The sequence below is a fragment of the Parafrankia sp. EAN1pec genome (genome assembly GCF_000018005.1).
In the GTDB taxonomy this organism is placed as follows: Bacteria; Actinomycetota; Actinomycetes; order Frankiales; family Frankiaceae; genus Parafrankia; species Parafrankia soli.
In genome coordinates this window covers 8,246,550-8,272,602 of record NC_009921.1, presented here as the reverse complement: position 1 = coordinate 8,272,602, position 26,053 = coordinate 8,246,550, and the positions used below count along the sequence as shown (strand labels likewise).

The 26,053-nt window shown below is 67.0% G+C and carries 19 protein-coding genes, 1 tRNA gene and 2 pseudogenes; 10 read left to right on the top strand and 12 right to left on the bottom strand.

Annotated features, from left to right (window positions below):
* Positions 1 to 115: 115 nt before the first annotated feature.
* Entirely contained in the window at positions 116 to 301 is a 186-nt protein-coding gene (locus FRANEAN1_RS33905; protein ID WP_041255095.1) for a hypothetical protein, read from the bottom strand.
* A 180-nt stretch (positions 302 to 481) separates the two neighbouring features.
* Between FRANEAN1_RS33905 and FRANEAN1_RS33900 the strand changes: the two genes are divergently transcribed.
* Positions 482 to 652 carry a CsbD family protein gene (locus tag FRANEAN1_RS33900; RefSeq protein WP_041255094.1) on the top strand — a complete coding sequence of 57 codons (171 nt, stop codon included), beginning with the start codon at positions 482 to 484 and terminating at the stop codon, positions 650 to 652.
* Between the two features lie 136 nt (positions 653 to 788).
* A complete protein-coding gene (locus FRANEAN1_RS33895) occupies positions 789 to 1,757 on the top strand; it encodes a TIGR03557 family F420-dependent LLM class oxidoreductase (RefSeq protein ID WP_020464192.1) in 969 nt (322 codons plus the stop codon).
* Here the strand turns inward: FRANEAN1_RS33895 and FRANEAN1_RS33890 are convergent.
* The 7 genes and pseudogenes from FRANEAN1_RS33890 to FRANEAN1_RS37635 all read right to left on the bottom strand — a co-directional run bounded on the left by FRANEAN1_RS33890 (position 1,754) and on the right by FRANEAN1_RS37635 (position 10,982).
* Positions 1,754 to 2,266, bottom strand: a complete 513-nt coding sequence (locus FRANEAN1_RS33890) for a DUF6328 family protein (RefSeq protein ID WP_020464191.1) — start codon at positions 2,264 to 2,266, stop codon at positions 1,754 to 1,756. The genes FRANEAN1_RS33895 and FRANEAN1_RS33890 overlap by 4 nt on opposite strands.
* Complete coding sequence (locus FRANEAN1_RS33885; RefSeq protein ID WP_020464190.1) at positions 2,263 to 2,607, bottom strand: DUF1360 domain-containing protein; 345 nt, start codon at positions 2,605 to 2,607, stop codon at positions 2,263 to 2,265. The genes FRANEAN1_RS33890 and FRANEAN1_RS33885 overlap by 4 nt, the downstream gene beginning before the upstream one ends.
* An 82-nt stretch (positions 2,608 to 2,689) precedes the next feature.
* Positions 2,690 to 2,800: pseudogene (locus FRANEAN1_RS44375) on the bottom strand (DUF72 domain-containing protein); the annotation flags it as partial.
* A gap of 30 nt (positions 2,801 to 2,830) precedes the next feature.
* Positions 2,831 to 3,571, bottom strand: a complete 741-nt coding sequence (locus FRANEAN1_RS33875; protein ID WP_049795831.1) for an alpha/beta hydrolase — start codon at positions 3,569 to 3,571, stop codon at positions 2,831 to 2,833.
* Between the two features lie 209 nt (positions 3,572 to 3,780).
* Positions 3,781 to 5,340 carry a CYTH and CHAD domain-containing protein gene (locus tag FRANEAN1_RS33870; RefSeq protein WP_020464187.1) on the bottom strand — a complete coding sequence of 520 codons (1,560 nt, stop codon included), beginning with the start codon at positions 5,338 to 5,340 and terminating at the stop codon, positions 3,781 to 3,783.
* Between the two features lie 703 nt (positions 5,341 to 6,043).
* Positions 6,044 to 6,107 (bottom strand) — tRNA-Lys (locus FRANEAN1_RS41855).
* A gap of 294 nt (positions 6,108 to 6,401) precedes the next feature.
* Positions 6,402 to 10,982, bottom strand: coding sequence for a tetratricopeptide repeat protein (locus FRANEAN1_RS37635; protein WP_020464186.1), 4,581 nt, complete (start codon positions 10,980 to 10,982; stop codon positions 6,402 to 6,404).
* An 854-nt stretch (positions 10,983 to 11,836) separates the two neighbouring features.
* Here FRANEAN1_RS37635 and FRANEAN1_RS42705 point away from each other — a divergent pair.
* The gene (locus FRANEAN1_RS42705; RefSeq protein WP_198145406.1) at positions 11,837 to 13,384 is read left to right on the top strand and encodes a hypothetical protein; all 1,548 of its coding nucleotides are present in this window, start codon (positions 11,837 to 11,839) and stop codon (positions 13,382 to 13,384) included.
* 195 nt (positions 13,385 to 13,579) lie between these two features.
* Here FRANEAN1_RS42705 and FRANEAN1_RS33855 read toward each other — a convergent pair.
* Positions 13,580 to 13,873: pseudogene (locus FRANEAN1_RS33855) on the bottom strand (DDE-type integrase/transposase/recombinase); the annotation flags it as partial.
* A gap of 84 nt (positions 13,874 to 13,957) precedes the next feature.
* Here FRANEAN1_RS33855 and FRANEAN1_RS40000 point away from each other — a divergent pair.
* The 3 genes from FRANEAN1_RS40000 to FRANEAN1_RS39995 all read left to right on the top strand — a co-directional run bounded on the left by FRANEAN1_RS40000 (position 13,958) and on the right by FRANEAN1_RS39995 (position 20,436).
* The gene (locus FRANEAN1_RS40000) at positions 13,958 to 14,422 is read left to right on the top strand and encodes a transposase (protein WP_083788588.1); all 465 of its coding nucleotides are present in this window, start codon (positions 13,958 to 13,960) and stop codon (positions 14,420 to 14,422) included.
* A 204-nt stretch (positions 14,423 to 14,626) separates the two neighbouring features.
* Positions 14,627 to 19,111, top strand: coding sequence for a hypothetical protein (locus FRANEAN1_RS41845; protein WP_157472904.1), 4,485 nt, complete (start codon positions 14,627 to 14,629; stop codon positions 19,109 to 19,111).
* Positions 19,112 to 19,251: 140 nt separating this feature from the next.
* Positions 19,252 to 20,436 (top strand): TIR domain-containing protein, encoded by a 1,185-nt coding sequence (locus FRANEAN1_RS39995; RefSeq protein WP_347176877.1) that lies wholly within the window; start codon positions 19,252 to 19,254, stop codon positions 20,434 to 20,436.
* 71 nt (positions 20,437 to 20,507) lie between these two features.
* Here FRANEAN1_RS39995 and FRANEAN1_RS33840 read toward each other — a convergent pair whose 3' ends face one another.
* Complete coding sequence (locus FRANEAN1_RS33840; RefSeq protein WP_020464181.1) at positions 20,508 to 21,350, bottom strand: IS5 family transposase; 843 nt, start codon at positions 21,348 to 21,350, stop codon at positions 20,508 to 20,510.
* A 430-nt stretch (positions 21,351 to 21,780) separates the two neighbouring features.
* On the opposite strand from FRANEAN1_RS33840, the gene FRANEAN1_RS33835 reads away from it, so the two are divergent.
* The 3 genes from FRANEAN1_RS33835 (at position 21,781) to FRANEAN1_RS44370 (ending at position 24,326) form a co-directional block, all read left to right on the top strand.
* The gene (locus tag FRANEAN1_RS33835; RefSeq protein WP_041255088.1) at positions 21,781 to 21,972 is read left to right on the top strand and encodes a hypothetical protein; all 192 of its coding nucleotides are present in this window, start codon (positions 21,781 to 21,783) and stop codon (positions 21,970 to 21,972) included.
* Positions 21,950 to 23,920: a recombinase family protein gene (locus tag FRANEAN1_RS33830; protein ID WP_020464179.1), complete on the top strand. Its 1,971-nt coding sequence runs from the start codon at positions 21,950 to 21,952 to the stop codon at positions 23,918 to 23,920. Before FRANEAN1_RS33835 ends, FRANEAN1_RS33830 begins: the two co-directional genes overlap by 23 nt.
* 283 nt (positions 23,921 to 24,203) lie before the next feature.
* Positions 24,204 to 24,326 (top strand): hypothetical protein, encoded by a 123-nt coding sequence (locus FRANEAN1_RS44370; RefSeq protein WP_347176876.1) that lies wholly within the window; start codon positions 24,204 to 24,206, stop codon positions 24,324 to 24,326.
* 143 nt (positions 24,327 to 24,469) lie between these two features.
* Here FRANEAN1_RS44370 and FRANEAN1_RS33825 read toward each other — a convergent pair whose 3' ends face one another.
* Positions 24,470 to 24,799, bottom strand: coding sequence for a hypothetical protein (locus FRANEAN1_RS33825; RefSeq protein ID WP_020464178.1), 330 nt, complete (start codon positions 24,797 to 24,799; stop codon positions 24,470 to 24,472).
* Positions 24,800 to 24,802: 3 nt separating this feature from the next.
* Positions 24,803 to 24,931 carry a hypothetical protein gene (locus FRANEAN1_RS44365; RefSeq protein WP_347176875.1) on the bottom strand — a complete coding sequence of 43 codons (129 nt, stop codon included), beginning with the start codon at positions 24,929 to 24,931 and terminating at the stop codon, positions 24,803 to 24,805.
* A 474-nt stretch (positions 24,932 to 25,405) separates the two neighbouring features.
* Here FRANEAN1_RS44365 and FRANEAN1_RS33820 point away from each other — a divergent pair, with 474 nt between their 5' ends.
* Positions 25,406 to 25,648 (top strand): CopG family transcriptional regulator, encoded by a 243-nt coding sequence (locus tag FRANEAN1_RS33820; RefSeq protein WP_347176874.1) that lies wholly within the window; start codon positions 25,406 to 25,408, stop codon positions 25,646 to 25,648.
* Positions 25,649 to 26,053 lie beyond the last annotated feature (405 nt).

Below are 26,053 nucleotides of genomic sequence, written 5' to 3'. Positions count from 1 at the left end.
CGGCAGCACCGCGCGACAGCCACCCCCTGTCCGTCGGCTACCCATCCCCGTGCCGGGAAAACCGATTAGGAGGCGGTTCGAGCTGGCTGGTGGGGGACCCGCGCAGCGCCCGGGCTCAGGTCCGGCGACGGATCAACGAACCTACGCCGCCGCCAAACAGGCCAATCGCGCCCAGAAGAATCCCGAACGCCCCGAACGTCGTCTGCGTGTCCCAGGAGATGGCGGAGGTGAAAGCAAGTAGGACACCAATCACAATCAGCGTGATCGCGGAAAGGGTGCCGATAATGTTCAGATCGGTCATATGGCCGTCTTACCCGGCGACGGCGGGTTGTAACGGGGATCCTGACCTGACCCGGATCAGTGGCTATCGTGCGGAGTCCCCTCCATTTGAACGTGCCTGCTCCCACGGGTCGCCGGGCCAGGGCTGGGTATAGCCGCACCGCAACCACGCACGAGCGGTCACCCGACGGAGGAATTTCCGATGAGCATGGTGGACAAGGCGAGGAATGCCCTGCAGCGGTTCACGGGACGCGGCAAGCGGACCGCAGGCCGGGCCAGCGGGGACCGAGGGCTGGAAGCCCGAGGTGCCGCGGAGAAGGTCGGTGGGAACATCAAGCAGGCTGGCGAGAACCTGAAGGACACCACGCGTTGACCGGGGCGCGGTGGCGGGTGACATCAGGCGCCAGAACGGCACCGCCGCGTTCGAGACCCGCCGGGCCCGTCGCGTTGACAGAGCCGATGACATCAGCACCGATCGCCGGCGGCCCGGACGAGGGAGAGGAGAAGAGATGCGGGTCGGCTACAAGCTGGCAACCGAGGCGTTCGGCCCCCGGGAGATCATCCGTCAGGCGGTCGCCGCCGAGGATGCCGGCTTCGACTTCGTGGAGCTGAGCGATCACTTCCACCCGTGGCTGGACAACCAGGGGCATTCGGCGTTCACGTGGACGATGCTCGGCTCGATCGCCGAGCGCACCGGCCGGGTCGGGCTGGTGACCGGCGTGACGTGCCCGACGATCCGGTACCACCCGGCGGTGGTCGCGCAGGCGGCGGCGACCGTCGCCCTCGTGTCCGACGGGCGTTTCACGCTGGGGCTCGGGTCGGGCGAGCGCCTCAACGAGCATGTCGTCGGGCGCGGGTTCCCCGCTGTGGCCAGGCGGCACGCGATGCTGCGGGAGGCTGTCGAGATCATCCGGCTGTTGTGGCGGGGTGGGTACCAGTCCTACGACGGGCGTTACCTCCAGCTGGAGGACGCGCGGGTGTTCGATCTGCCCGATCCGCTGCCGGAGATCGCCGTCGCCGCCAGCGGTGGGCCGTCGGTTCGGCTGGCGGCCGAGTGCGGCGATGCCCTGTTCGCCACCGAGCCCAAGCCCGGGATCGTCGAGGACTACGCGGCCGCGGGTGGAACCGGGGCGCGTTACGCCGAGGTTCCGCTGGCCTACGCGGCGGACGAGGCTGAGGCGGCCAAGGCTGTACACGCGACCAACCGGTGGGCGCTGACCGGCTGGAAAGTGATGAGCGAGCTACCCAACCCGGTCAACTTCGCCGCCGCGACGACGACGGTCACCGAGGACGACGTGAGGGGGCAGTTCGCCTGTGGTCCCGACCCGGCGCGGCATCTGGCGGCCGCCCGCGAGTTCACCGACGCCGGCTTCGACCAGCTGGTCCTGATGAACGCCGGCCCTGACCCGGACGGCTTCTTCGACTTCTTCCGCTCGACCTTGGCGGCGCCGCTGCGAGCCCTGGCCCCGGCCGCCTAACGGCCGGTGTCCCGATTGCCGCGCAGCCGGACGGCCATCGGGACGATCGCCCACAGGACCACCAGCAGCGCGAGAGCCGCCGCACCGGCGACGATCGCGGCCATGCGCCCCTCGACGACGTCGAAGATCAATGCCACGACGCCGGCGAGGGCAAGCGCGAGCAGCGCGAGCCCTGCCTGGGCGACCCGGCTCGCGACGCGGACCAGCGTCTGCTTCTCCCGGTGACCGAACACGGCCCGGTGAATGCTGACCGGCATCACGAGCAGGCCGGTCGCACCGGCCGACAGGAGGACGATGGCCAGGTACAGCGAACGCTGCTCGTGGTTCAGCGTCGTGAACCGTTGCTGGAACGGCAGTGAGAGCAAGAAGGCGGTCAGCAGCTGCACACCGGTCTGGGCGACGCGCAGTTCCTGGAGCAGCTCGCTCCAGTTACGGTCGGTCCGCTCGGCCTGGGTCTCGCCGCGGGCTCTCGCGGCGTCGGCCCCATCGGGTGCTCCGCCCTCCGTCATCGCCGCAAGGCGGCTTCCCACTGCGCGGCGGAGAACGGGCAGGTGAGCAAGTCGCCGGTGCTGTGCCGGGCCTCGCCTGACTCGCGCACGTCCTCGGCCAGCTCGGCCGGGCCGGACCGGCCGCGGTAACGGGTGAACGGCGCCCGCAGCGGGCTCGCCCCGACCAGCCGGGCGACCCCGACCATCGAGGCGCACACGCCGTCGTAGGTGACCAGCGTCGCCCGGTAGCCGCCCAACGGGCGCGGTTCGCCGCCGGAGTACTCCGCTTCCTCCCGCCGCGCGACCCCGGTGACCCGATCGACGACCTGGCGGGCAGTGGATTCCAGTGCAGTCATCATCATCGCAGGCCTACCCCGCCCGACGGCCCCAAACCGGGGCGATGCCACGTCGGCGAGCGGCGAGCGGCGAGGGCACGCCGATCACCCGGATGTAGATCTCCAGCCGTCGACGCGCCGGCGTGCCTGGCGGGTACAGCACGCCGGTCCAGTGGTCGTAGCTCCAGCCGGACGTACCGATGTGCGCCTGCGCGCCCAACAGCCGTACCGTCCTTCCTTTCTTCGGGTCTCAGGGCTGTCGATCGCCGGCGGTGGGGATGCGCCGGGTCCGCGTCATCGGACGCAGGCTTGGGCGCCGGCACACCCGGCGGCCCGGAAGCGCCCTGTCGATCAGCTCGCGTAGGCGGGCACTGACCGCGTTCGGGCGTTCGAGGATCACCGCGTGCCCGGCACCTGCCTCGACGGAGAGTTCGGCGGCCGGCACGGCCTCGACCAGCGCCCTCGACAGGCCGCTGCCCCGCCACCGGGCCCGTTCCAGCACCGACGGGGAGTGGCGCATCGCGGCGGCCACACCGGGCAGCGTCCGGCGTGCCGCGGTGGCGACCATGGCCGGCAGGCCGAGGCCGAGTACCGACCGGGCCAGCCCACCCGCGCTCGTGGACAGCAGGGCCACGGCGACGATCCGGTCGCCGAACAGCTCCGGGTGTGTCTCGGCCAGCCCGAGGATGGTCATCCCGCCCATCGAATGACCGATGAGCGCGATCGGGCCGGTCGGCACCCGGTCGTCGAGGACCCGGAGCAGGTCATCGGCGAGCTGCGCGAGGGTGCAGTGCTCGGCGTCGGACGGGCCCGACCGGCCGTGCGCGCGTTGGTCGTAGCAGACCGTGCGTCCCAGGTCGGCGAGATTCCGGCGCTGGGAGGACCAGGCGTCCGCGGTCATGCAGAAGCCGTGCACGAAGACGAGGGTCAGCGTCGCGTCGCTCGGGCCGATCTCGTCGACATGCAGGGACACCCCGTCGGAGGCGATCACCGTCGTCTCCCGCAGGGCGTGCGCGGCGGTCCGCGTCGGCTCCGCCGTTCGCCGCGTTCGCTCTGGGCGCCGTGCCCCGGGGACGGGGGTTGGGGCACGGCGCATGCCAGGTGGAGCGACAGCCGTTCGGGCCTTCCGGGTCACCAGGCCCACGTCCCCACCTCCATCAGTGCGATAAAAACACCTGTGCCCCGTTCTGGGGTGGTGTATCAGTGCAGCCAGCGGCGGTGGCGCCGGCGGGAGAGCTTCGGCCAGCGGGCGGCGAAGACATCCCTGGTCAGGTGAGCCTGTTCCCGCTCGCCGCCGAGGAGAAGGCCGTAGGTGAACGAGGATTCGCCGGCCTGGTTGGCGGCGATCGCGAACTCGCGCAGGACGCCCTGGGCGACGACGCAGTCCTGGTGCTCACCCAGGCTGTTCTGGATTTTCTTGGCTCGCCTGGTGTGCGTCGCGGCGTGTTCCCCGTAGACCGGCGTGGCCGCCTCGCTCGCGTAGCGCAGCTGCTTCGCGGCCTTCCGCGCGGCGTGCAGGGCGACGTCCTGGCTGTCGCCGGCGGGGGTGCGGAGGGCTCGATCGACCCGGCGGCGCAGCTTGCGGTCGGCTTTGCGGATCGGGGAGCGCAGGGCCGGCCCGGCCGGGCGGCGACCAAGGGCGGAATACGGTGGTCCGACGACGAAGGCGATCAGGTCGTCGAGGAAATCCAGGTACTGCGCGTCGCGCATCCAGGTCAGGGCCTGCTCCCGGCCGCGCAGGTGCTGTGCGCGCAGATGGCCCTGCACGCGGGCGGCGACGGGGCCCAGCAGGTCCCGTTCGTCGAGCGCGTCGATCTCGGTGGTGAACCGCTCGAGCTGGACCTCGCCGTCGCGGGCGGCGTTGAGCAGGAGGTTCAGTTCCCGCAGCCGGGCCTGGAGCACGCGCGCCGGTGCTGGGTCGAACAGCCGCTGGAACGTGCGCAGGGCGCTGCGCAGCCGGCGGGCGGCGACCCGCATGTCGTGAACAGACTCGGGATCGCCGAGGCGCACGCGGGCGTCAGCGGCCAGCAGGGCCCGGGTATGGGTCGCCAGATAGCCGCGGACGGCCTCACCCGCGGTTCCCCCGGCCGGGGCGCCGTCGGCGGGGAGCTCGGGGAGTTCCGGCCGCGCCGCCCGCGATCCGAGTGCCCGGGCGAGCTTGGACGGCCCGGCGGCCGGCCGGGCCCCGGCCTCACACAGCACCGCCCCGGCCGCCGGCAGGACGTCGAGGTCGTCGCCGAGGGCCTCGACCTCGATCTCCCGCCAGCGGGACAGCGTCGTCGACGTGCCCAGTGTCTGGGCGTGGACCTCGTCGTCGGCTAGTTCCGCCAGGTCCCGTCCGTCGGGGGCGCGCAGAGTGGTCGCGCGGCGGACGGTCCGCACCCGCGCGACGGGGGCCAGGGGCCTGCCCCGGGTGGTGGCGGCCACGAGGTCGGCGAACTCGCCCGGGACAGTGCCCTCGGCGGAGGGGTCCCGCTCGATCGCGCCCAGCGGACGGCTGATCTCGTCCCGGCCGGCCCCCGAGCTCTGGAGCTTGAGATGCCAGCCGGCGTCATGCCCGCCCTGGCGCCGTCGCAGCGTGATGCGGTTGCGGGCAAGCCGCAGATCTTCGGTGTCGTAGTAGACGGCGTCGAGATGCTCCTCCGTCGGCCCGGCGGTCGAGGCGACCCCGGCAAGACCGGTCAGGACCGGGACGACGAACGTCGAACTCACGTCGAATTTGGTCTCTACCTCCCGATGCCCGTGGGCCGGTGTACGCATAACACCCTCCGTGTCGGCTTTCACTTCTCCTTTCGGGCCTACCCGCTCCGATGTCGGTAACCCGCCGCCCGCGGGGTGGGGTGAGACCTGCCTGCCTGGTGTACGGCGGCTCAGCGCGGTGAGAGACGGGGCTGTCCGGGTACCCGAACGAACGCCGCGAACATCATGCGCCGGCTCAGGCCAACGCGCGAGGAGCTACCCGGTGAGCCTGCTGACCAGCCTGCTGCACGACCTCGACCAGGACGAACGCGACCACCTCCTCTTCTGATCGCGCGGGACGGGGTCCGCTACTGGAACGGCGGCGCCAGCGTCCTGCTCGGCATAGACGGACCGCTGCCGAATGCCGACAGCATTCCGCGTGGTGCGTCCCGCCGCGATTGAGGCGAACGGCCACCGTCGCGTTGGAGGCGCTCGTCGGCGCGTGACGGCTCGACCGCCAGCTCGGCGGGGCGGTTCGTGGATGTCGGGGTCCACCGGCGGCAGGGTCACTGGACCTGACGGCGGCAGCGACGGCAGCGGTGTGGGACGCGGCGTGTTGCAGTGGGGCGGAGCAGTCCACCGCAGCCGCCGCAGTCGGTGAAAAACCGCAAGGATTTACGGGCGTCGCAATAACCAGATCGGCCGGCTATCCGGGGTCCTCGAGAGCGGACACGAAGTGTTCTTGGGAATGCCATCAAAATGTGCAGGAGATGCCCTCTAAAAGTGGGCCGTCAGGGACTCGAACCCTGAACTCACCGGTTAAAAGCCCGTAGGTCGCCGTGTCGGCTGGTGTCGCGTAGCGCTGCCGCGTGGGTGTTTGTGCAGGTCACGGCCGATGCCGTGTGTCACGAAGTATCGGGTACTGTCGGGTAGTGCTCCGTCGTCTGGGTTCACGATGTGCACACCGTGAGGTTCACGATCTTCGTGGCTGGTACGGATCTTCCTCCGGCGCCGGTCTGTGCAGGCGGAAATCCGGCGACCCTATCGAGGGCGGAATCATTGAGAGACGGTTCCGGCGATGTCCTCCGCGAACTTCATTGGTGTTGCAACAGGGGTATCCAGAGGGTTAGGGAAGATTTTCACTATTCGGGGATCGAGTCGAGGAAATCGATGGTGGTGTTGATATCATTGTGGGATACATGGTTGGCAAGGGCTGCCCGAAAACCGGCGTCGGTGAGTGCTTCGCGTTGCTTTTTCAGCCAATGGATGTCGATGGCCGATTCGGGTGATTTGATGCTGAGGCGAATGGATAGTGCCGTTAGGTTGTACGGGATGGCATCGGCGATGCGGTCCCGAGTGGTGTACAGAACGCCGATTTGGGAGGCGGTGGCTGCGATGTCGGCTCGCTTCCCAAGCTCTTGGAAGATGGTGAGTGCTTTCTGGTAGCGTTTTTCGGCGGTGGTGTAATCTCCCTGATTCTGGGCGATGACGCCGATCTGGAGATGGCTAGTGGAGATGCCCATCCGGTGTCCGAGCTCTTTGAAGATGGCTAGGGATTTCTGGTGGTTTTCTTCCGCGGTCGCGTAGTCCTCTACCAGTTCGGCCACGATGCCGAGCCTCTGATAGCTGGTGGCAATTCCGACCCGGTTCCCGAGCTCTCTAAATATAGTGAGGGTCCGTTGGTAGAGGTTTTCGGCGGTGGTGTAGTCCCCTCGAAGCTCGGCGATCATGCCGAGTTGACCATAGCTGCCGGCGATGCCAGCTCGGTCCCCGAGCTCTTGAAAGATGGTAAGGGCTTTCTGGTAGCGGTTTTCGGCGGTGGTGTAGTCCCCTCGGTCTTGGGCAATAATGCCAAGCTGGTGATGACTAGTGGCGATGCCGGCTCGGTCTCCGAGCTCCTCGCGGATCGTGAGGGCTTTCTGGTAGCGGTTTTCGGCGGTGGTGTGGTCCCCTCGGTCTTGGGCAATAATGCCAAGCTGGTGATGACTAGTGGCGATGCCGGCTCGGTCTCCGAGCTCCTCGCGGATCGTGAGGGCTTTCTGGTAGCGGTTTTCGGCGGTGGTGTAGTCCCCTCGAAGCTCGGCGATCATGCCGAGTTGACCATAGCTGCCGGCGATGCCAGCTCGGTCCCCGAGCTCTTGAAAGATGGTAAGGGCTTTCTGGTAGCGGTTTTCGGCGGTGGTGTGGTCCCCTCGGTCTTGGGCAATAATGCCAAGCTGGTGATGACTAGTGGCGATGCCGGCTCGGTCTCCGAGCTCCTCGCGGATCGTGAGGGATTTTTGGTAGCGGTTTTCGGCGGTGGTGTAGTCTGCCCGCTCTTGGGTGATCCTGCCGAGCTGGTGGTAACAGTTGGCGATGCCAGCTTGGTCTCCGAGCTCTTGGAAGATGGCGAGGGATTTGTGGTAGCGATTTTCGGCGGTAGTGTAGTCCCCCCATAGCTGAGCTATCATGCCGAGTTGCTGGGTGAACGCGGCCGTAAGCCGGCTGGTGTCGGTGGTGGGAAGGCGGTTCAGGGAGTGGCGGCAGATCTGTTCTTCCCAAGCCCACAGGCCCCAGGTGTGTAGCTGCTGACAGGCGGCGCCGGTGGTTTGGTCGATGCGGTCGTGAGCGCCTGTGGTGAGATGGTGATGGCCGGCCTCCAACAGCTGGGTGACGTCGGTGTACTGGTCCTGAGGCCAGACTGCGACCCGCCATTCCCAGTAGGCGGCGGCCCGGTGGTGGGCGTCGGTGTGGTCGTGGGGGGTGGCGCGGGACAGGAGGGCGGTGGCGGTCCAGCGGTGCACGGTGAACGCCAGCTGCCCGCCGGTATCGCGGGTGGGGGAGAGGAGTCCGAGCTCGAGCAGGCTGGTCAGGGCGGTGTCGAATTCTTGGGGGATGGCCAGTGGTGGCCGGCGCTGCTGTTCCACCCACCGCTGATACCTCTGGATCTGGGTATCGGTGAGGCCGGCGTCTTCCAGGGCGGTCACCCCGCTGGTACGAGCCTCCGCGAGAAACTTGAGAATCCTGGCGATGTCCGGGTCCTGGGCGGAGTCGGGTGTCGGTTCGACGGTTGTGGAGATCTGCCAGGCGAGGCCGTTGCGGTCGACGGGTAGGCGGTAGACCGCCGCGCCGGTCAGCAGCCGCCGGGCGAGGGGGATGGTGTCGAGGCGGGTGAGGAGGGTGTCGAGGACGATGTCGTCGACGGCGAGGGTGATGGTTTCGGCCAGCGCCCGATCGATGTTCCCGGCGAGGGTGGTGTACCAGGCGGCGGGGTCGGTGACACCGCGGGTTTTCAGGGTGTTCTCGAGGCGGGTGGCGATCTCGGGGAAGTGGGCGTGGCCGCCGGCGAGGAGCGCGTCGAGGTATTCCAGGGTGCGGGGGTGCCCGCCTACGTCCGCGATCGCGCGGGCCTGTTCGTTGGCGGTGAGTGCGTCGAGGGCGGGGAGCCGCCACAACAGTTTGCGGGCTTCCGCGACCGAGAGCGGGCCGAGGTGGTGCACGGTCAGCCGGTGGGCGGTAGCGGTGTCGACGGGCAGCGGGTAGCGGCTGGTGACCAGCAGCCGGGCCCGCCCCGGCAGCCCGACCCACGCGGCCAGGAACGCGTTCAGCTGCGGGTCGGTGAACCGGTGACCGACACCGTGGGGGGTGAGGGTGTCCTCGGCGTTGTCGAGGAACAGCGTGACCGGCACTGTCGGCAGCAGATGCTCTGCGAGCAGCGCGACGCGTTCCTGCCACGGGGCCCCGGAGCGGAGGGCATCGATCAGGCGCCGGCGTACATCGTCGATGTTGATGTTGTGCTTTAAGCACCAGGAGGCCAGCCGGGCGGCGATCGCGGCGAGGATCTGATCGACCGCGACCGGCCCGGTCAGCGATACGACCAGGCCTGCGTCGTCGCCGAGGTCGGTGAGGAGTTGTGCGGCGAGGGTTGATTTCCCGACGCCGCCGATGCCGTGCAGGACAACCCCGGCGCCTTCGCCGTGGAGGGCGCGGTGCAGGGTGCGGAGTTCGGTGCGGCGGCCGACGAACTCCCCGACCCGGCGGACCACGATCCCTTCCGCCAGCACCGGCGTAACCGGTTCGGTGATCGTGTCGAAACCCGCAGCCGGGTCATACAACGGCAGTACCGGGCCGCGGAGGAACAGCGCGGGGGTGGCCCATTCGGCAAGCCCCGCCCGCCGATCGGAGGCGGGTAGGCCCACCCGGCTGGTTTCTACCGCCTGGCGGGCGTCCGTCAGCGCGGCGAGGGGAGCGACCACCGCGCGTCCGGCCAGTTCGCCATACAGCCGCGAGGCCAGATCCGTGGCATACAGATCGCTGACCGGGGCGGTCATCGCCAACACCGCGGGCACCCCGTGCGCGAGCAGCCCCCGGGCCAACCCCGGCAGCAACCCCGCGCCACCCCCCGCTTGTTCCTCGTTCGGGTCCACGGCGCTGCCACTATGCAGTGCGGTGGAGCAGCCAGCGAGCACCACCAGGGGCACACCCCGCCCGACGACGAGGACCTCCTCGACGAACCTCTGGGTGTCGACAAGGTCGGCGGCGCCGTCCTCGGCTTCCAACACGAGGCGGCCGGGCTCGGCGTGGCAGGACAGGTGCAGGACGTGGAACCGCTCCTGCAACAGGGCTGCCCGGATCGCCTCCCGGCTACCCCCGTTCAAGATCCGCACATAGGCCTCGCCTTTGCGGCGGGCCGGGTCGACGGCGTCAAGGATCCGCGCGAGCTCAGCTTCGTAGTCCAGCAGCGCCCCGCCACCGTGGTCGGGGCTGGCGATCACCGCGAGGATCCGTAGCGGCCCCCGGATCCCCATCGCCGGTGTCGCTCCCAACCCGACGACCGCCCGGTACAGCTGCACGCCCGGGTGCAGCACCAGCGGGCGGGTGTGCGCGGGTAGGGTGAGGGTCTCCCACGGCAGATCCGCCACCCCATCAGCTGTCTGCACCGCCAGCTGCAGGGATACCCCGCCGCGTACCGCCGCGTCGACCTCACCCGCGAGGCCGGCCGCGACGTCGGCGGGCAGGAACCGTTCGCCGAGCATCCGCCCGACAGCCCGCAGCGCCCCGTCGAGGGGATCGGCGGCCACACCGCCAGCGGCTGGCGCTTTCAGGGCCAGCCCGCTGGCCGTTCTGCGGGTCCGGACTCGTTCCAGCTCGCCCAGTACCTGACCTGCTGACCAGTCCATCCCGACTGGGCGGCCTTCCACGGTCCCGCCGGTGGTATGCAGTTCCACCCGGTCCGGGGTGATCCGCAACGTTGCAACGCGGGGCCCTTCGGCCACATACGCCTGCCCTGGTGGAGGGCGTACGGTGCCGTCCGCAGCCGGCCGGGACCGCCGCTGGCCACGCAACGACGCCACCAGCTCCCCGACCCGGACTGTGTAGGTCGCCGGGTCGTGGGTGTCACGGAAATCGACCCACACCCGCGACGCCAGAAACGCCGGCAACTCCGCATCCTCAAGGATCACCGGGATCAGCCGCTGCTGGCCAGCGACCGCCCGGGTCAGCATCGCCGCATACTCCTCGCGCACCCACGGCCGCGACAGCGCATGCGGACTGACCACCAGGATCCCTGACGTTGAGCCCAGAACGCCGGCGTCGAGCCGGTGGGCCAGCACATCCCCGGCGAGGATCTCCCACTCGTCGTAGAAAACGTGCAGGCCGGCGCGTTCCAGGTTCTCCGCCAGCGCCCGCACCCACACCTGATCGTCATGCCCGTAGGAAACGAACACGTCGAAGCTGTCGGTCACAGCCCACCCCCGTACGACAGGACCACTACGTACACTGTACGACCCTGACCATCGCTCTCCGCACCCACCCGGCCACCCATGCCGAGAACCTCCGGACTACCCAAGCCAGCCCGGACAGCCCGCCTCGGGCATCCCTGCCCGCCACTACCGACCCTGGCGAAGGCCTCCGCATCCGACCCCGCCAGCTGACCGGATCAGCAGAAGGGAAGAAGGGCGCCCAGCTGGTGGGGTGGGTTTCGACTCGCGGCGGCACTGCCCGCCGAGTACTCCTCGTCAGGCAGTGCCGGTCCTTCCCCGCTGGGCTTGGGTGAGACAGCCTTGCCCGTCAGCCCCAGCGCGGCCTGCAACGCTTCTGCGTCGTCCAGATGATCAGCATTGGACGCCAGGCAGGGCTTGCCTGGGTGCAGGACATCACCACAGCCACGATGATCTCGCCGTTGTCACCGGCCCTGGGCTGTGCCTGTCGTCTGTGATGTCTGCTCGTCGCTGCCCATGTCCGGGGTTCTCGGCTGGTGCACCTAGTGGTAGCTTGTGGAGCGAACTTTGATCTATGGGTCCTTTCGGGGGGAATGGCCATGGGCGCGCGCCTTACCAGAATTTTGGCTTCCGCGGGTTTGGCTGTCCTGGCGGCCATCGGAGTTCTGACAGTCGGTTCTGGCGTTGCCGCACGTGCCGCGTCACCCGGCTGGCTCTGGATACCCAAGGTCGACTCGTGTGTAGCGACGTCAAACGGCTCTGCCGGTTCCTCGATCACACTTTCCTGGAAGGGCAGAACCAACTGCCCGACCGGTGATCTCTTCAATTTCTCCGCGACGCTCCATCAGCTCGGGGCCCCTGATGTCCTCCTGTACGCCGTGCAGTCCGAAGCATCGACCGCGACCTTCAAACTGCCGGCACTCGTCGACGAGATCCACTACAACATTGAAGTTTGGGGAATTAGCTACCGCTACTGGGACGACGGCTCAGGCCAGTACTACCAGCTTGCGGGTGGCTATGCAGGACTCTTCTACCCGGATCCCGATGGCGACGGATGCGCCTACAGCCCCGCGGTCGCGAACCCCACCAACTGCCAGGGACCCACGCCGTCACCGTCACCCACCCGCTCGCCATCACCCACCCCGTCACCGACCCCACCCACCAGCCCCTCTCCGACACCCAAGCCCACCCCGACTGCTCCGGCCGTGTCCGCGGGAGCTGACAGGACCGTGGCCGGGCAGCGTTCTGTCACGCTGGCGGGCAAGGTCTCCGGAGCATCGGCCACGGCCTGGACCCAGCTCGCCGGCCCTGGTCAGGTCACCTTCTCGGCGGGCTCGGCGAACGCCGTCGCGACCTTCTCCACCCTTGGCACCTACGCGCTGCGCCTCACCGCCGTCAGCCCGACCGGCTTGAGTGCCCACGACGATGTAACGATCCGCATCGTTGATCATTATCGGGTGGAACTCAAGTCGTGGATTCCGCAGAGCAGCACCGCGGACCCGTTCGTGCTCGCCCCGGTCTCGTTTCCCAACCCTTATATCCCGTTGATGGGACAGCCACTGCGTAGCTGTTTCGCCGCGGTCAGCTCCGGCAGCCCAAACGGATCAGTCAGAGTCGTCAGCTCCGAGTTCGCCGGTGACGGCCACCGGGTCTACGGCGTGACGGGCCCGGCGAACGACACCGGACGCGCCTCCGACGTCCGGATCATCACCACCGCGGAACTCGACTGGGACGGGAAAGCACTGACGGGCCTGTCCGCCAAGCTCGGGGTCGGCACCACCACACGGACGTTCACCATCGTTGGCGACACCGGGAAGCGCGCCACCTGCCGCCTGGTCGGGCACGCCGACCCATCGGTCAACCCCGGCGCGAAGATCAGCTCACCCGCGACACTGACGATCGGTGTGAAGGGATCGGACCCGCTCACGCCCACGAGCGCGGCACCCATGCTCCAAGCAGTCAAGGACATCTGCCAGTCCGCGCTGCCCGGACCTGCCAGTCTCAAAGCGATCTGCGCTGTGCCAACCTCGTGGACCAGCACCATCCCGATCACCCCGTCACTGGATGGCGCGATCACCGCCACCCCGACATCGACGGGTCTTCGCGTCACCTACACCACCGACCGGTTCCCGAGCTACGGCATCGCCGTCAGGCGAAACTCCGAAACATCCGCAACAGCGGTGATCACAGACGCGAGTTGCATGCCCGGCACCGGCTACGACGGAGCCGCCACCGTGCTCGCCGGCCTACAGACCGTCATCGGCGACAAGGCGACCGGGACGCTGAACCTCCCCTACACATCCAGCGTCTGCCGGCAGCTCCCCGCAGCGGTCACCGCCCCGATAGCGGCCTCACTACGCGTGGGAATCAACACCCTCACCGAACCCGTCCTCATCCTCGCCGCGTCCCGAGTCCCACAATCCTGAAACACGGCTCCGGTGCGTCCGGCCAACCAGGACCTCGACAGCCATGACGATCAAGTATCGACCACGAGGTTGCCGCATGACCTAGTCGACGGCACATGTCAGCTATCTGTCGGCGGTGACCATGGTAAGGGATGGCGCTATTGTTCTATTGTATTCTGGGGAAGTGGGGCAGGCCAGCGGTCCGGTGAGTGGCGGTCAGATGGCAGCAGCGAGTTCGGTGAACACGGCTGCCAGCCGGAGCTGCGGGTTGGTGTCGGTGGCGAGTTCGTAGTGGCCCCGGCGGATGTTCTGGACCAGGGCGTGCCCGGTGCTGATCGTCTGGACCGAGCGGAGCCGCTTCATCCCATGCATGGGCCGGAGTCGGGCTTTCAACCGGCCGTGATCGGTCTCGATCCGGTTGTTCTCTTTCGCAGCGTCGACGTGGCAGGTCTCGGGGAGCAGCTCGTCGAGGAGCCTCGGATAGACGGGTGCCTTGTCGGTGGTGACCTCGAACGCAACAGTGCCTCCGCGCCGACCCGGAGCTGCGTGAATCCCTCGCAGGACTGGGCCGCATGACCCTCGTCCGCCGGTGCGCTGCCCTCGACGACGGCGCACCGATCGACACCCCCACCCCCGCGCGCCACACGCTGCGCCGGCTGGCCAACCCGGGTCCTGCAGCTCACCGACGAGGCCGACAACCTCAACCGACGGCTGACTACCCTGCTCACTCGTCACACACCCGCCCTGCTCGCCCGCGTCGGGCCGGACACCGCTGCGGCTCTTCTCATCGCTGCAGGAGACAACCCGCAACGGGGCCTGGCCAGCGATGCGTCCTTCGCCGCCCTGCGCGACGTCAGCCCGATCGAGGCGTCATCCGGCAAGACCCGCCGTCACCGCCTCAACCGCAGCGGCGACCGCCAGGCCAACGCAGCCCTCCACCGCATTGTCATCACCCGTCCGCGCTGCGACTCCCGCACCCACCAGCCACTCAGGGCAGTTGACGACACAGAGGCGTCAGTTTCCTGTCCGAAAATTCAACAGCACCCTGTAGAATTATGATCACGCCAGATAGTTCGGTTGTAACGGGGGTAAGGTTCGAATGTTGCAATACAAGCATATTTTGCAACGCAAGATGGAAAACCTCGCCAGTCCTTCACGCCAGTGACTGGGATTTCCGACCGAGGTGTGCAGATTCTCCTCGTCGGGACGGGAAGCCATCGGGAAGGATCGCTACTAAACGACCTTCCGCAAGTCCGGATATCCGTGTGGGACCTGAAGGAGACTTTGGTCGAACAGTGCGGCGTCCCCGGCACGCAGATCGATGTGCTGCTGGATCCGGAGAACCCGCTTGTTTTTGTTGAGTCGATCGAAGCGGCGGCACGTAAGGCGAGCCGAGGCCTCGTCATCTGGTATGTTGGGCACGGCCTTGTCGATCTTGACAACGAGCTCTATCTGGCAACGTACGCTACGAAGGACCTGACCGAAGGCCGAGCTGTGTACCAGGCGCTGCCATTTGCGGAGGTTCAACGGGCTATCGTCGAGTGCACGGCACCACTTGTCGCGATCGTGCTAGATTGCTGTTTCGGCGGGCGCGCCACCGTCCCGTCACGCCTGCAGAGCAGCGCACAGATAGCCCGCGCCGGATTGAGCGGCGTCTACCTGTTGACTGCGTCCGCCTGGAATGAGCATGCCCTCGCTCCGGTAGGCTCAACGCATACCGCTTTCACCGGATCAGCCATCGACCTATTCACTGCGGGCGACGCTGCCGGTGGCCCAGTGATCCGACTCGATGATCTCTACACGCATCTGCGCAAGGCACTTCCTGAACAGAATTGTCCGCTGCCCCGGAGATGGGCGGTTGACGAGGTCGGCGACCTTATTCTCGCCCCGAACGTTGCCTTCGACACTGCACGCCGTACCTGGAGGAGATCAACTGATCGGAACACCGAAGAGGGGGAGCTGCGCAAGCAAGTATGCCCCTGGCCCGGTCTGGCCTTCTATTCATCTTCCGATCAGGAGCTGTTCTTCGGTCGCGAACGCCTCACGCAGGAACTGATGGAGCGGGTGACCAGCGGTGTGCGGGAGCGCTCCGGGCCCATCGCCGTGGTAGGCGCCTCCGGAACTGGCAAGTCATCACTGCTGCATGCGGGACTGCTGCCCGCGCTGGCCAGTGGCGAGCCGGGCGTTCCTGCTGCGGCTTCCTGGCCTTACCTGGTGATAACCCCGGGTGCCAATCCGATCGGTAATCTCGCGGCCAGAATCTCTATGTCGGTCGGAGTTTCTTCCCATGAGGCTGAACAGATTCTCCGGTCTTCGCCAGCAGGCCTGGAGCGACTGGTTGATCAGCTTCTCGTGGACTCGGGAGGTCAACCGCCTCGGCAAGCCCGCCTCCTGCTCATAGTAGACCAGTTTGAAGAACTTTTTCTGCTTTGTGACGACGAGGATGATCGTAAACTATTCATCAGGGCGATCACAGCTGGCAGTCCGCAAGCTTGCGAGAATGAGGAACCAGTTGAGCTACCGATGTCGGATCGTGATGAATGTTTATTCACTACGATACTCGGCATTCGCGCCGACGTCTTCGGTGCCTGTTCACGGTATCCTGAGCTGGCCGAGTCGCTGCGGCGTCCACTTTTGGTGGGCCCGATGTCTGAGGAAGACATCCGACGGACTCTCGAAGGTCCCGCCCAAGTGGCCGGCCTGCGCTGGGAGTCGGGGCTAATCGAACACATCCTCGCTGAGTTTCTGGAACGAGGTCGGTCCGAGGCTGGGACCTTGCCACTCTTGTCGCACGCAATGCGGCAAACCTGGATCCATAGTGACCGTAGCACGCTACTCTTCGCCGACTACCATGAGTCAGGCGGAGTGCGACGCGCGATCGCCACGACTGCAGAATCCTGCTATGCCGGAATGGGCGATCTCGAACAGGATGTTGCTCGCAATATTTTCCTGCGAATGGTGCGGCTTCAGTCGACCGACGAGCCCACCAGACGACGGCTCCCACTGACGGATCTCCCGCCGACAGGGGCTCACCAGCGCGTTCTTGGACGGCTTGTGCAAGACCGGTTGGTGAGCGTCGATCGCGGCTCCTGCGAAATTGTGCACGAGGCGCTGCTGCGGGAATGGCCTAGGCTCCGCGACTGGATCAGTCGTGACCAGGAGCGTCTTCGCGCGCGAGATGAGCTGGTCGGGCACGCGGAGGCATGGGAGCGGTCGGGCCGCGACGATTCACGGCTTTACCGAGGGGCCCAGCTGGGACGCATCCGCGAACGCCTCGCGACACCGAGCTCGAGCGAGGAGGATCTGCCCGAGCCTGGGCCGTCGTTCCTCGCCGCGTCGGTCGCTCACCAGGCCGAGCTCGACGCCGAAGCGGAAGCACGGGTGCGGGGGGACCGCCGGACCAGCCGACGACTGCGCCAACTCACGGCAGGCCTAGCCATTCTGACGGTCCTCGCGGTCGCCGGCGCGTCTGCAGCCATTGTGCAGCGCGGGAACGCCGTCGCCGAGCGCGATGCCGCCAGCCAGGCAAGCATCCTCTCGACCGCGGACGGGTTGGTGGCCCGCGCCGATGCTGCCCGCGATGTCGATCCGCTGCTGTCTCTGCGGCTGGGTATCGCAGCACGAGCGGTCGCAGACAATACACGGACCCAGTCCGGCCTCCTTGAGACGATTACCGATTCCCCTTACATCGCGTCGAGCTTCGCTATCTCTGACCCGTTCCTGGAAGTGGCCGTCAGCCCGGACTCCCATCTTGTTGCCGTCGGCGGAGTTAGTGGGAAAATCGAACTCTGGAACATCGTCGACCCGCGGCGACCGAAGAAGCAGTACGGGCCGTTCGGGCTCGGCGATGGAGTAGCCATCACTCAGATCACCTTCGACCCGCAGTCGTCCGCGCTGGCTGTGGTGACGATCGACAAGGTGACGCTCTGGGACATCAGCAATCCGACGGCGCCCCGGCCGTTCGGTCAAGTCCAGGAAGATGTCCTTAGTTTTGTCAAATTCAGCCCCTCTGGTGAGATTCTGGTCGTCGCATCCCCGGGGATGACATCATTGTGGGATGTGACCGTGCGTGACCAGCCGGAGCGGATAGGTGTGCCGGTTGTTGGCAATGGTGGAGCTGTATGGGCTGTGACCTTCTCGCCAGACGGACGACTCCTCGCTACCGGCGATAATATCGGCTATGTGCTCGTTATGGACGTCAGCGATCCGAGATCTGTGGCGACGCTGGGGCGCTTCCCTTCTCCGCAGGGGACGGTGACCAGTCTCGCTTTCGTCGGGGACGACGAACACCTGGCCGTGGGAGCAGGAAAATACGACGGAAATATCATCATGATGGACATCGATAATCCTGGCGCCCCGATCGTTATAGAAAATAATCCGTTACGCCATTTCACCAAACGGATCGTGGGTCTTGACACCGCCAAGGGATCAGATTTCCTTTTTGCTGCCAGCGAGAACGGAGAACTGGTTGCCTGGAATGTCTCCGACTCGGAGGTACCGTACCCGGTCCAGTCGTCGTTCGCCGGGCACACCCAGAGTATCTCCGGCCTGGACTTGGCCGAGGATGGGAGGATCCTCGCGACGGCCGGTGTTGATGGGACAACGATCTTGTGGGACATCGCCCAACCGACCGAGCCCCGACAAGTCGCAGGAATCACGACCGAGCCCGAAGTTGGCTACAGAGCGCTCGCGACCAACCGCAGCGGTACGCTCCTGGCTGGCGGACGCAGCGACGGCTCGACCCTCTTGTGGGATATCACCCATTTGGATAAGCCGCGTCAAATCACGACCATCAACGCGGGATCGGAAGTCAATAGCCTTGCACTTACCGGTGATGGCGGCATGCTGGCGGTTGGACATGTCAACGGCGATGTCGCGCTATGGAACATCCGTGACGCGGAACACCCTGAACTCATCACCACCAAACGCTCCGGGCTCGGGCTAGTCACGGCGGTAGAGTTCAACAAACCCGGCGACCTGCTCGCTATCGGTGCAGTGTCTGCCACCGGCAGCCGCGTTGATGACGCGAGCGTGACACTGTGGAGGGTCAACGAGCGGGAGCCATCCGCTATCGAGCTCTACCGGGGTTCGGACGCCCCGCAGTCACTCTCCTTCTCTCCAGATTCAGATGCAATTCTGGTCGGCTTTGAAGGAGGAACCTCGCGACTGTGGCAGCTGCCAGCGAACTCCACAACTATGGTCACCGAGCTTCCCGGGCACAGTTTCGAAGTAGCTGCTACTGACTTCGACGATCGCAGCAAGCTGGCCGCCACCGGGAACGGCAATTCTAACGGCAAGGTTCTGCTCTGGGACGCCACAGATCTGCAGGCTGTTCATAGGGTCGGTGATCCATTGATCGACCCAGACCAGGAGGTAATAACCGAGATCGAGTTCAGCCCGGGCGAGTCGATGTTGGCGGTCGGAGGCACCCGCCAGTACGACATGGGCCAAGCTGTCAGCTCGGTCCGGCTCTGGAACCTCGATGAGGCATCCAGGCCACGCTCTCTCGGAACAATTCACGTGAGTCCCACCAACAACCTCTCTGATCTCGCTATCGTGCAGCGCGACGGAGCAATCGTCACCGCCACGGCCTTTCCCGAGGGAGGGATCCAAATCTGGGACGCTAAGGTACTTCGCACTGTGCGAGAAGATGCGATCAAGATCAGCTGTCAGCGGGCAGAACGCGGTCTTAACGAAGCGGAATGGGCCCAGTACGTACCCGGCCTCCCCTACCGCGCCACCTGCTGACCAGAGTTCGGACGCGACCGGCCAGGCTAACCGGAGACGTCACGGCGGCTTGGTTCGCCGCGGTCGGTGAGGCGGTGACGCCGGATGGCAGGCTATGAGGTATGAGCATGGACACGGGGGCCCCAGCGGAGGGCCGTGCGATGGCGATGTCGGATGACGTGAACTTCTTCGTGTCGTACACGGGGGTGGATGAGGCATGGGCGGAGTGGATCGCCTGGGTGTTGGAGGAGGCTGGGTATACGACGCGGTTGCAGGTGTGGGATTTCGGTCCGGGGAGCCGGTTCGTTGATCAGATGCATCAGGCGGCGCAGCAGGCGCAGCGCACCGTCGCTGTGCTGTCGGATGCGTATCTGGGATCTCGGTTCGGGGCTGCAGAGTGGCAGGCGGCATGGGCAGATGATCCGGATGGCCGGATCGGGAAACTGCTGGTCTTCCGGGTTGAGGACTGCCCCCAGCCCGGACTGTTGGGCCAGTTGGTGAGTGTGGATCTCTTCGGGGTTGGCCAGGAGGCCGCGGCCGGACGGCTCCTGGCGGCAGCGAGAGGTGAGCGCGGCAAGCCGTCGACTCGGCCGGTCTTCCCGGGTGGTCGTGCGGTCTCGGAGGGCTCTGTGGATAAGAGGGCGCCGGTATTTCCCGGGCAGCGGCCTCCCGGCGTGGAGCTGATCGTGGTCGGCGACGCGGCCGGGGACCACCTGCGGAGTTTGCGGTCGTGGTTATTGGAGGAGCCAGAGCTTCGGGGCCGGGTGTCGTTGAGGGAGGCACCGCCGGGGCCGGGAGAGATGGGGCCGCGGCCCGCCGCCGTGGTGGTGAGTCTGCGGGCGTCAGCCCTCCGCTCGGTCCAAGCCTTGGATCTTGCGTTGGCGAGCTGGGGAAGGTCGCGTAGGTCAGGGCAGGAGATACAGGTCGAACTCCGGGCGGGGGATCTGCGTGTGAAGGTGTCGACGAGCTCCGAGGGGTTGAAGAACCCGGCGCTGCGGTCCTTCTTCGAGGCCTTGGAGGCCCTGATGGTGGCAGGCTCCGCTCCCGATAGGGACGGGTCGAACGGTGCTGATACTGTTGGGGTGAGTGAGGGATTGACACGGGTACAGGTGGAGGCGCTGGCAGAGGTGTACGGTTCGCCGCCCGCCGCAGGGGCGTTGATGCATCGGGCCGGGCTACGACCGGAACTGTTTGCGGCTTTCGTGGAGGGAACGTTCGCGGTCAGTTTCTGGACCGAGGTGGGGCATCAGTTGGAGTTGGGTCGCGCGCCGGGCGGAGCAGCCAGCCTTTTGACTGCCGCAGCGGAGGATTACCCCGGCCATCCGGTATTTAGTGGTAGGGGTTGACCCGAGACTCCGCTGGCTCGCGGCGATATCGCGGTAAGACAGCTTTCCTGCTAGAGGGTGTTTGAAAAGTGTCAGGGTGATCTCCCGGTGAGGCGGTGCAGCAGGATCATGCTCATCGCCAGGTAGATCGCGTTCTCGGAGGTGGCAGCCAGGTATTCGTAGTCTCTGGACAGGCGGCGGTACTTAACCAGCCAGGCGAACGTCCGCTCGATCACCCACCTTCGGGGTACCACCGCGAACGTCGGCACCTGCCGCGGCGGGTCCCCGATCCGGGCCCAGGTGGAACGGAATCCACCGTCGCGGCGGGAGACGATCTGGACACCGATGTCGACCGCGTTCTGGGCCCAGTCGCGGAACCACTCCCCTCGGTAGCCCTGGTCGGCCCACACATGCCCGAGCCGGGTGAAGAGGTCGCCGGCCCGGGACAGCAGCACCATGGCGGCCTGACGGTCGTCCACGCTGGCCGGGCTGACGCGGGCCACCAGCACGGTGCCGGCGGTGTCGACGAGCAGATGCCGCTTGATACCAGGGACTTTCTTGGCCCCGTCGTAGCCGTGCAGCCCACCCCCGTCGGTGGCCCGGACGCTCTGGCTGTCCACGATCCCCGCTCCCGGGGTCGGGTCCCGGCCGCCACCGGCGCGGTCACGTTCACGCAGCCGGGCCAGGATCTGCTCCCAGCGGCCCTCGATCCGCCACCGGCGCCAGTAGTAGTAGACCGTCTGCCAGGGCGGCAGATCATGCGGCAGCAGCCGCCAGGAACATCCAGCCCGGATCCAGTACGCCAGCGCGTTGACGATTTCCCGGCGTTCATGCGCCACCGGCCGGCCACCAGGTTTGGGATCGGGAATCAACGGAGCGATCAGCTCCCACTCGGCATCGGACAGATCAGTCGGATACCGGCGCCGCTCGGCCATCACCAGCCTCCCCCACACGAGGCTTCACGCAGCCTTCCCACATACCCGATACAGCCCTTTTCAAACACCCTATACTGATGATTAATGTGAGAAGTCATGTTGATCCGAGCTCTTCCCAGGCGAGCCCGGTCTCGACAAAGAACCCGACAAGAAGATCGAGACGGTACTGCACACGTTTCAGTCCGTGCTTGACAGCTCGAAAGACATCGTCGATACCCCGAGCGGCCAGATGCACCAGGAAAATGCGTTTCAGATACGACCAGACACCTTCAATCTGCTTGTCACAGTGCAGGTAGAAGTGGGCAGGGCAGCTGGTGCGGGCCGACCATCGGTGTGGAGGGTCTGCTTCGGTTGGTCGAGCTGGTGGCGCGGCTGCGGGCCCGGGGCGTGGACGAGGGTGACGGGTCGTGGACGACAAGGGCGAAAGCACGTGCCCCAGATCCGGGCGGATCGGCTGGGGGCGATGTGGTGGGAGCTGCTACCGGAGGTGAACCGGCAGGCGGCGCTGCGGGTGCTGAGCATGCTGGCCGATCGGGTGGTGACGGCCACCGCGGGCGGGACGGTGGACCGGACCGGCCGGGATCCCGGCGGTGAGGGCGATGCTGGGGCTGGTCGCGGGTAGCCCGGGCAAGGTGCAGGGCTGGCACCGTGACCGCCTTGCGGTGGTGTACGTGCGTCAGTCCTCCCGGCAGCAGGTCGCCGATCATGGGGAGTCCACGCGGCTGCAGTACGGGTTGGTGGAGCGGGCGGTGGCGCTGGGCTGGCCGCGGGTCCGGGTGCGGGTGATCGATGAGGATCTGGGGCGCTCGGCGGCGGGTGCGCAGGACCGGCCGGGTTTCCGGCGTCTGGTCACCGAGATCTCGATGGGCCGGGTGGGGCTGGTGCTGGGGTTGGAGATGTCCCGGCTGGCCCGGGCGGGCCGGGACTGGCATCAGCTGGTCGAGCTGTGTGGGCTGTCGGGGACCCTGCTGGGGGACACCGACGGGGTTTACGATCCGGAGGAGTACAACGACCGGCTGTTGCTGGGTCTGAAGGGGACCATGAGCGAGGCCGAACTCCATCTGATCAAGCAGCGGATGGCGTCGGGGCGACTGGCCAAGGCCGCCCGGGGAGAGCTGGCGGTTCCGCTGCCGACCGGGTATGTCCGCAGGCCCTCCGGTGAGGTGGCGTTCGACCCCGACGAGCAGGTCCAGGCCGTCGTCCGGCTGGTGTTCTCGCTGTTCGCCGAGCTGGGCACGGTGCATGCGGTGCTGCGTTTCCTGACCGAGCACCAGATCCAGATCGGGATACGGGAACGGGCAGGGCCGGCCAAGGGCGAGGTGGCCTGGCGTCACGCGCACCAGACCGGGCTGGTCAACATGCTGCGCAACCCGGCCTATGCCGGGATCTACGCCTATGGGCGCAGCCGCGTCGCGGTGCGCGGCGGGCCGCCGCGCGGCGGCCGGGTCCACACCGGCCCCGAAGGGTGGCTGGTGACGATCCCGGGGCTGTTGCCCGCTTATATCAGTGTCGAGCAGTACCAGGCCAACCTGGCCCGGATGGCGGCCAACCGGGCCCGGGCGGAAAGCCTCGGCGCTGTCCGGGACGGCCCCGCGCTGCTGACCGGCCTGGTGGTCTGCGGAGTCTGCCGCCGGCGGATGGGCGTGGCCTACGAGGCCAGCCGCACCGGTGTGGTGCACCGCTACGTCTGCCAGCGCAACCATCTGACCTACGGGGTGGGGCGCTGCCAGCAGATGGCCGGCGCTTTCCTGGATGCCCATGTGGTCGCCCAGGTGCTGGCCGCGCTGACCCCGGCCGGGCTGGAGCTGTCGGTGCAGGCCGCCGAGTGCGTCGAGCGGCGCCGGCAGGAGGTGGACCACATCTGGCGGCAGCGGCTGGAACGCGCCGAGCAGGCCTGCGTGCGGGCGCGGCGTCAGTACCAGCTCGCCGAGCCGGCGGGGAGGAATCGTTCCCCCAGCATCCGTCCCGCCGCCCGCAACGCCCCATCCAACGGATCCGCGGCGACGCCACCGGCACCCGGCGCTTTCAGGACCAGCCCGCCGGTGGACCTGCGGGCCCGGACCCGGTCCAGTTCGTGCAGCACCTGGCCAGCGGACCAGTCCACCCCGGCCGGCCGGCCCTCCACCGTGCCTTCGGTGGTGCTCAGGGCCGCCCGGTTCGGGGAGATGCTCAAAGTTGCGGCGCGGGGGCCTTCGGCCCGGTACGCCAGACCCGGTGGAGGGCGCACAGTCCCGTCCGCGGCCGGCCGGGACCGCCGCTGGCCCTGCAAGGAGGCGACCAGTTCCCCGACCCGGGCCGTGTATGTGGCCGGATCATGGGTGTCGCGGAAATCCACCCACACCCGCGACGCCAGAAACGCCGGCAGGTCAGCGTCTTTGAGGAGGACGGGGATTGTGAGGCGTTGCTGGCCGGCGACCGCGCGGGTCAGCATCGCCGCGTACTCCTCACCCACCCACGGCCGCGACAGCGCCTGCGGGCTGACGACCAGGATCCCCGACGCCGAACCCAGGATGCCCGCGTCGAGGCGGTGGGCGAGTACATCCCCGGCGTCGATCTCCCACTCGTCGTAGAAGACGTGCAGGCCGGCGCGTTCCAGGTTCTCCGCCAGAACCCGCACCCACACCTGATCGTCATGCCCGTAGGAAACGAACACGTCGAAACCGCCGGTCACAGCCCACCCCGTACGACAGGACCACTACGGACACTGTACGACCCCGACCATCGCGCTCAGCATCCACCCAGCCACCCATACCGAGAACCAAGCTCACCCCGGGCATCCCCGGCCCGGCACCTCGAGCGTGGCCAAGGCTTCCGGGCGCGACCCCGTCATCTGACCGGATCAGCACGAGCGAGATGGCTGCTCAGCCGGGATGGTCGGCGTGGGGCTGGGTTCCCGATCTGCGGCGGCCTGTCAACAACACCGACCCGAAGCTGTGGCTCCCGGCTGCGTTCGTCGAGCTCACCCAGGCCGTCTGACCGCGATTGCCTGGCCCTGGCGTGTGCCCGCAGTCGCGCGATGCACCAGCGCCGATCGGTGAGGTTGGCGTCTCGTAGGGCGCGTCCTACGACGGTCAGCCGCACCTGGCCTGAGGATCCTTCCTCACGGCGCTAGAGAGTCGCTACCTGTCTCGCTGGTTCTCGGAGACGGCGAAGTAGAACCCGAAAGCCGGCCCCGAGAAGGCCACGATCGGGACGAAGATGCGGTCGAGGAGGAGCGTCAGCGTCTCGTCTGTCCAGTGGATACTCGCCAAAATGATCAGGGTGAGTGTGACGACCCAGATCAGGGCGAGTACGCCGAGTGCGAGGAACCGCCGAGTGGCCTCGACAGGTTTCGGCAGGCCGATGGACGCGACGGTCGACGATTGCGGCGCCTCGTCCTCCGTGATCTCTCCGTTGTCATCGGGGCCTGTCCCCCCAGGCAGACCCGCATCATCACTCGGGCGCTCCATGATCTACCGGGAGTCGTTCGGGGGTGGAGTGGTGTCCTTCAGCTCGTACACCCCGTCGAGACCGTTCGGTGCTGGCTCCTCGTCCTCCTCGATCGTGGTTGGTGCTTGACGTTCGTCGGCCGTGTGCGCCACAGGTGCTCCTGCGAGGGGGAGGGTCCCGCTAGGCCTTTGCCGGGACGGCACGCCGCGTCGCGTGCTGGACGAAGCGTACCCCGGCAGACGGCCTCCGTAGATGTGTAAGTGTCGTGCAGCAGTCGTACGTCTGTCGTATAGCGCCCCCATGGACAGACCACAAGTAGCGTCCTGACGACGTACATGATCGGTGTACAGTACGGCAAAAGTATGGCACCATGACAGGCTAGGAGTGCTCGACGTGCAGGTCGAGAGTGCCAACTGGCGCGCTCGACGCCGTCTGGCGCGTGGTCGGCTACTTAAGGTTGCGCGATGTGCCGAACTACAAGTTGGCGCGACGGGGGTCCGCCTCTTTCGTTGCCAGCGCCGTGTCCCTCCCCGCCCTCGATGCGTGAGGCGTACGCCAACACCGGGAGCGAGGTCCGACGGGCCTCGGGGGTGGCCGGCTCACTCGGTGACGTTGAGCTACGCCGGGTGAGCCAGCCGAGCGAGCGGAGGAGAAGCCCGATGCCGGGCTACATACGGCTTGCCGTCAACATCAACACGGAGAGCGCGGCGGCGTTGAAGGAGATCACTCAACGGCGTACCGCGTCTTACACGGAGACGCTCCGCAGAGCCGTCTCACTTCTCAAGCTGATCGAGGACGAGACCCAGAAGGGTCACAATGTCCAAGTCAATGAGGGCAAGCGCGTTCGCAACATCGTGCTCTCGCCGTGAACTCTGGTGTCGCCGTGGGGCAGTCGGGTCGAGGCAGCTCCAGGTGGCGCGGCGCACGTGGTCTGGCGCCAGGGCCTGATCTCCCTCCGAGGCGTCCCCGACCGCACGCTAGGGCATGGACGGTAGCTAGCACGCGGCCGGGGGCAGTTAGCGGCTTGCATCTCGCAGCTCATAGACCCCGTCCAGCCCGCCGGCCGGCTCCTCGTCTTCGACGATCGGGTCGGTCGATCTATCGGTTGGCGTGGCCACTGGGCGCTCCCTACGCGAGGGTTCTGTCTCGGCGGTGGGTCCCAGTCGGCGCGGTGCGGTTCTGACTGGGTGGGGACATGCGGACAGATGCCTCACACTGTCAGCGCATCATCGTCGTACATCTGTCATCCATCGTAAGTACAGCCCCACGATAGT

Bases quoted from the DNA above. Each gene is read 5' to 3' on its own strand.
- FRANEAN1_RS33840 (WP_020464181.1), bottom strand. From the start codon at position 21,350: ATGGCCGAGCGGCGCCGGTATCCGACTGATCTGTCCGATGCCGAGTGG.
- FRANEAN1_RS33885 (WP_020464190.1), bottom strand. From the start codon at position 2,607: ATGATGATGACTGCACTGGAATCCACTGCCCGCCAGGTCGTCGATCGG.
- FRANEAN1_RS33830 (WP_020464179.1), top strand. From the start codon at position 21,950: ATGCTGGGGCTGGTCGCGGGTAGCCCGGGCAAGGTGCAGGGCTGGCAC.
- FRANEAN1_RS33890 (WP_020464191.1), bottom strand. From the start codon at position 2,266: ATGACGGAGGGCGGAGCACCCGATGGGGCCGACGCCGCGAGAGCCCGC.
- FRANEAN1_RS33905 (WP_041255095.1), bottom strand. From the start codon at position 301: ATGACCGATCTGAACATTATCGGCACCCTTTCCGCGATCACGCTGATT.
- FRANEAN1_RS33900 (WP_041255094.1), top strand. From the start codon at position 482: ATGAGCATGGTGGACAAGGCGAGGAATGCCCTGCAGCGGTTCACGGGA.
- FRANEAN1_RS44370 (WP_347176876.1), top strand. From the start codon at position 24,204: ATGGCTGCTCAGCCGGGATGGTCGGCGTGGGGCTGGGTTCCCGATCTG.
- FRANEAN1_RS39995 (WP_347176877.1), top strand. From the start codon at position 19,252: ATGGCGATGTCGGATGACGTGAACTTCTTCGTGTCGTACACGGGGGTG.
- FRANEAN1_RS33870 (WP_020464187.1), bottom strand. From the start codon at position 5,340: ATGCGTACACCGGCCCACGGGCATCGGGAGGTAGAGACCAAATTCGAC.
- FRANEAN1_RS33825 (WP_020464178.1), bottom strand. From the start codon at position 24,799: ATGGAGCGCCCGAGTGATGATGCGGGTCTGCCTGGGGGGACAGGCCCC.
- FRANEAN1_RS33895 (WP_020464192.1), top strand. From the start codon at position 789: ATGCGGGTCGGCTACAAGCTGGCAACCGAGGCGTTCGGCCCCCGGGAG.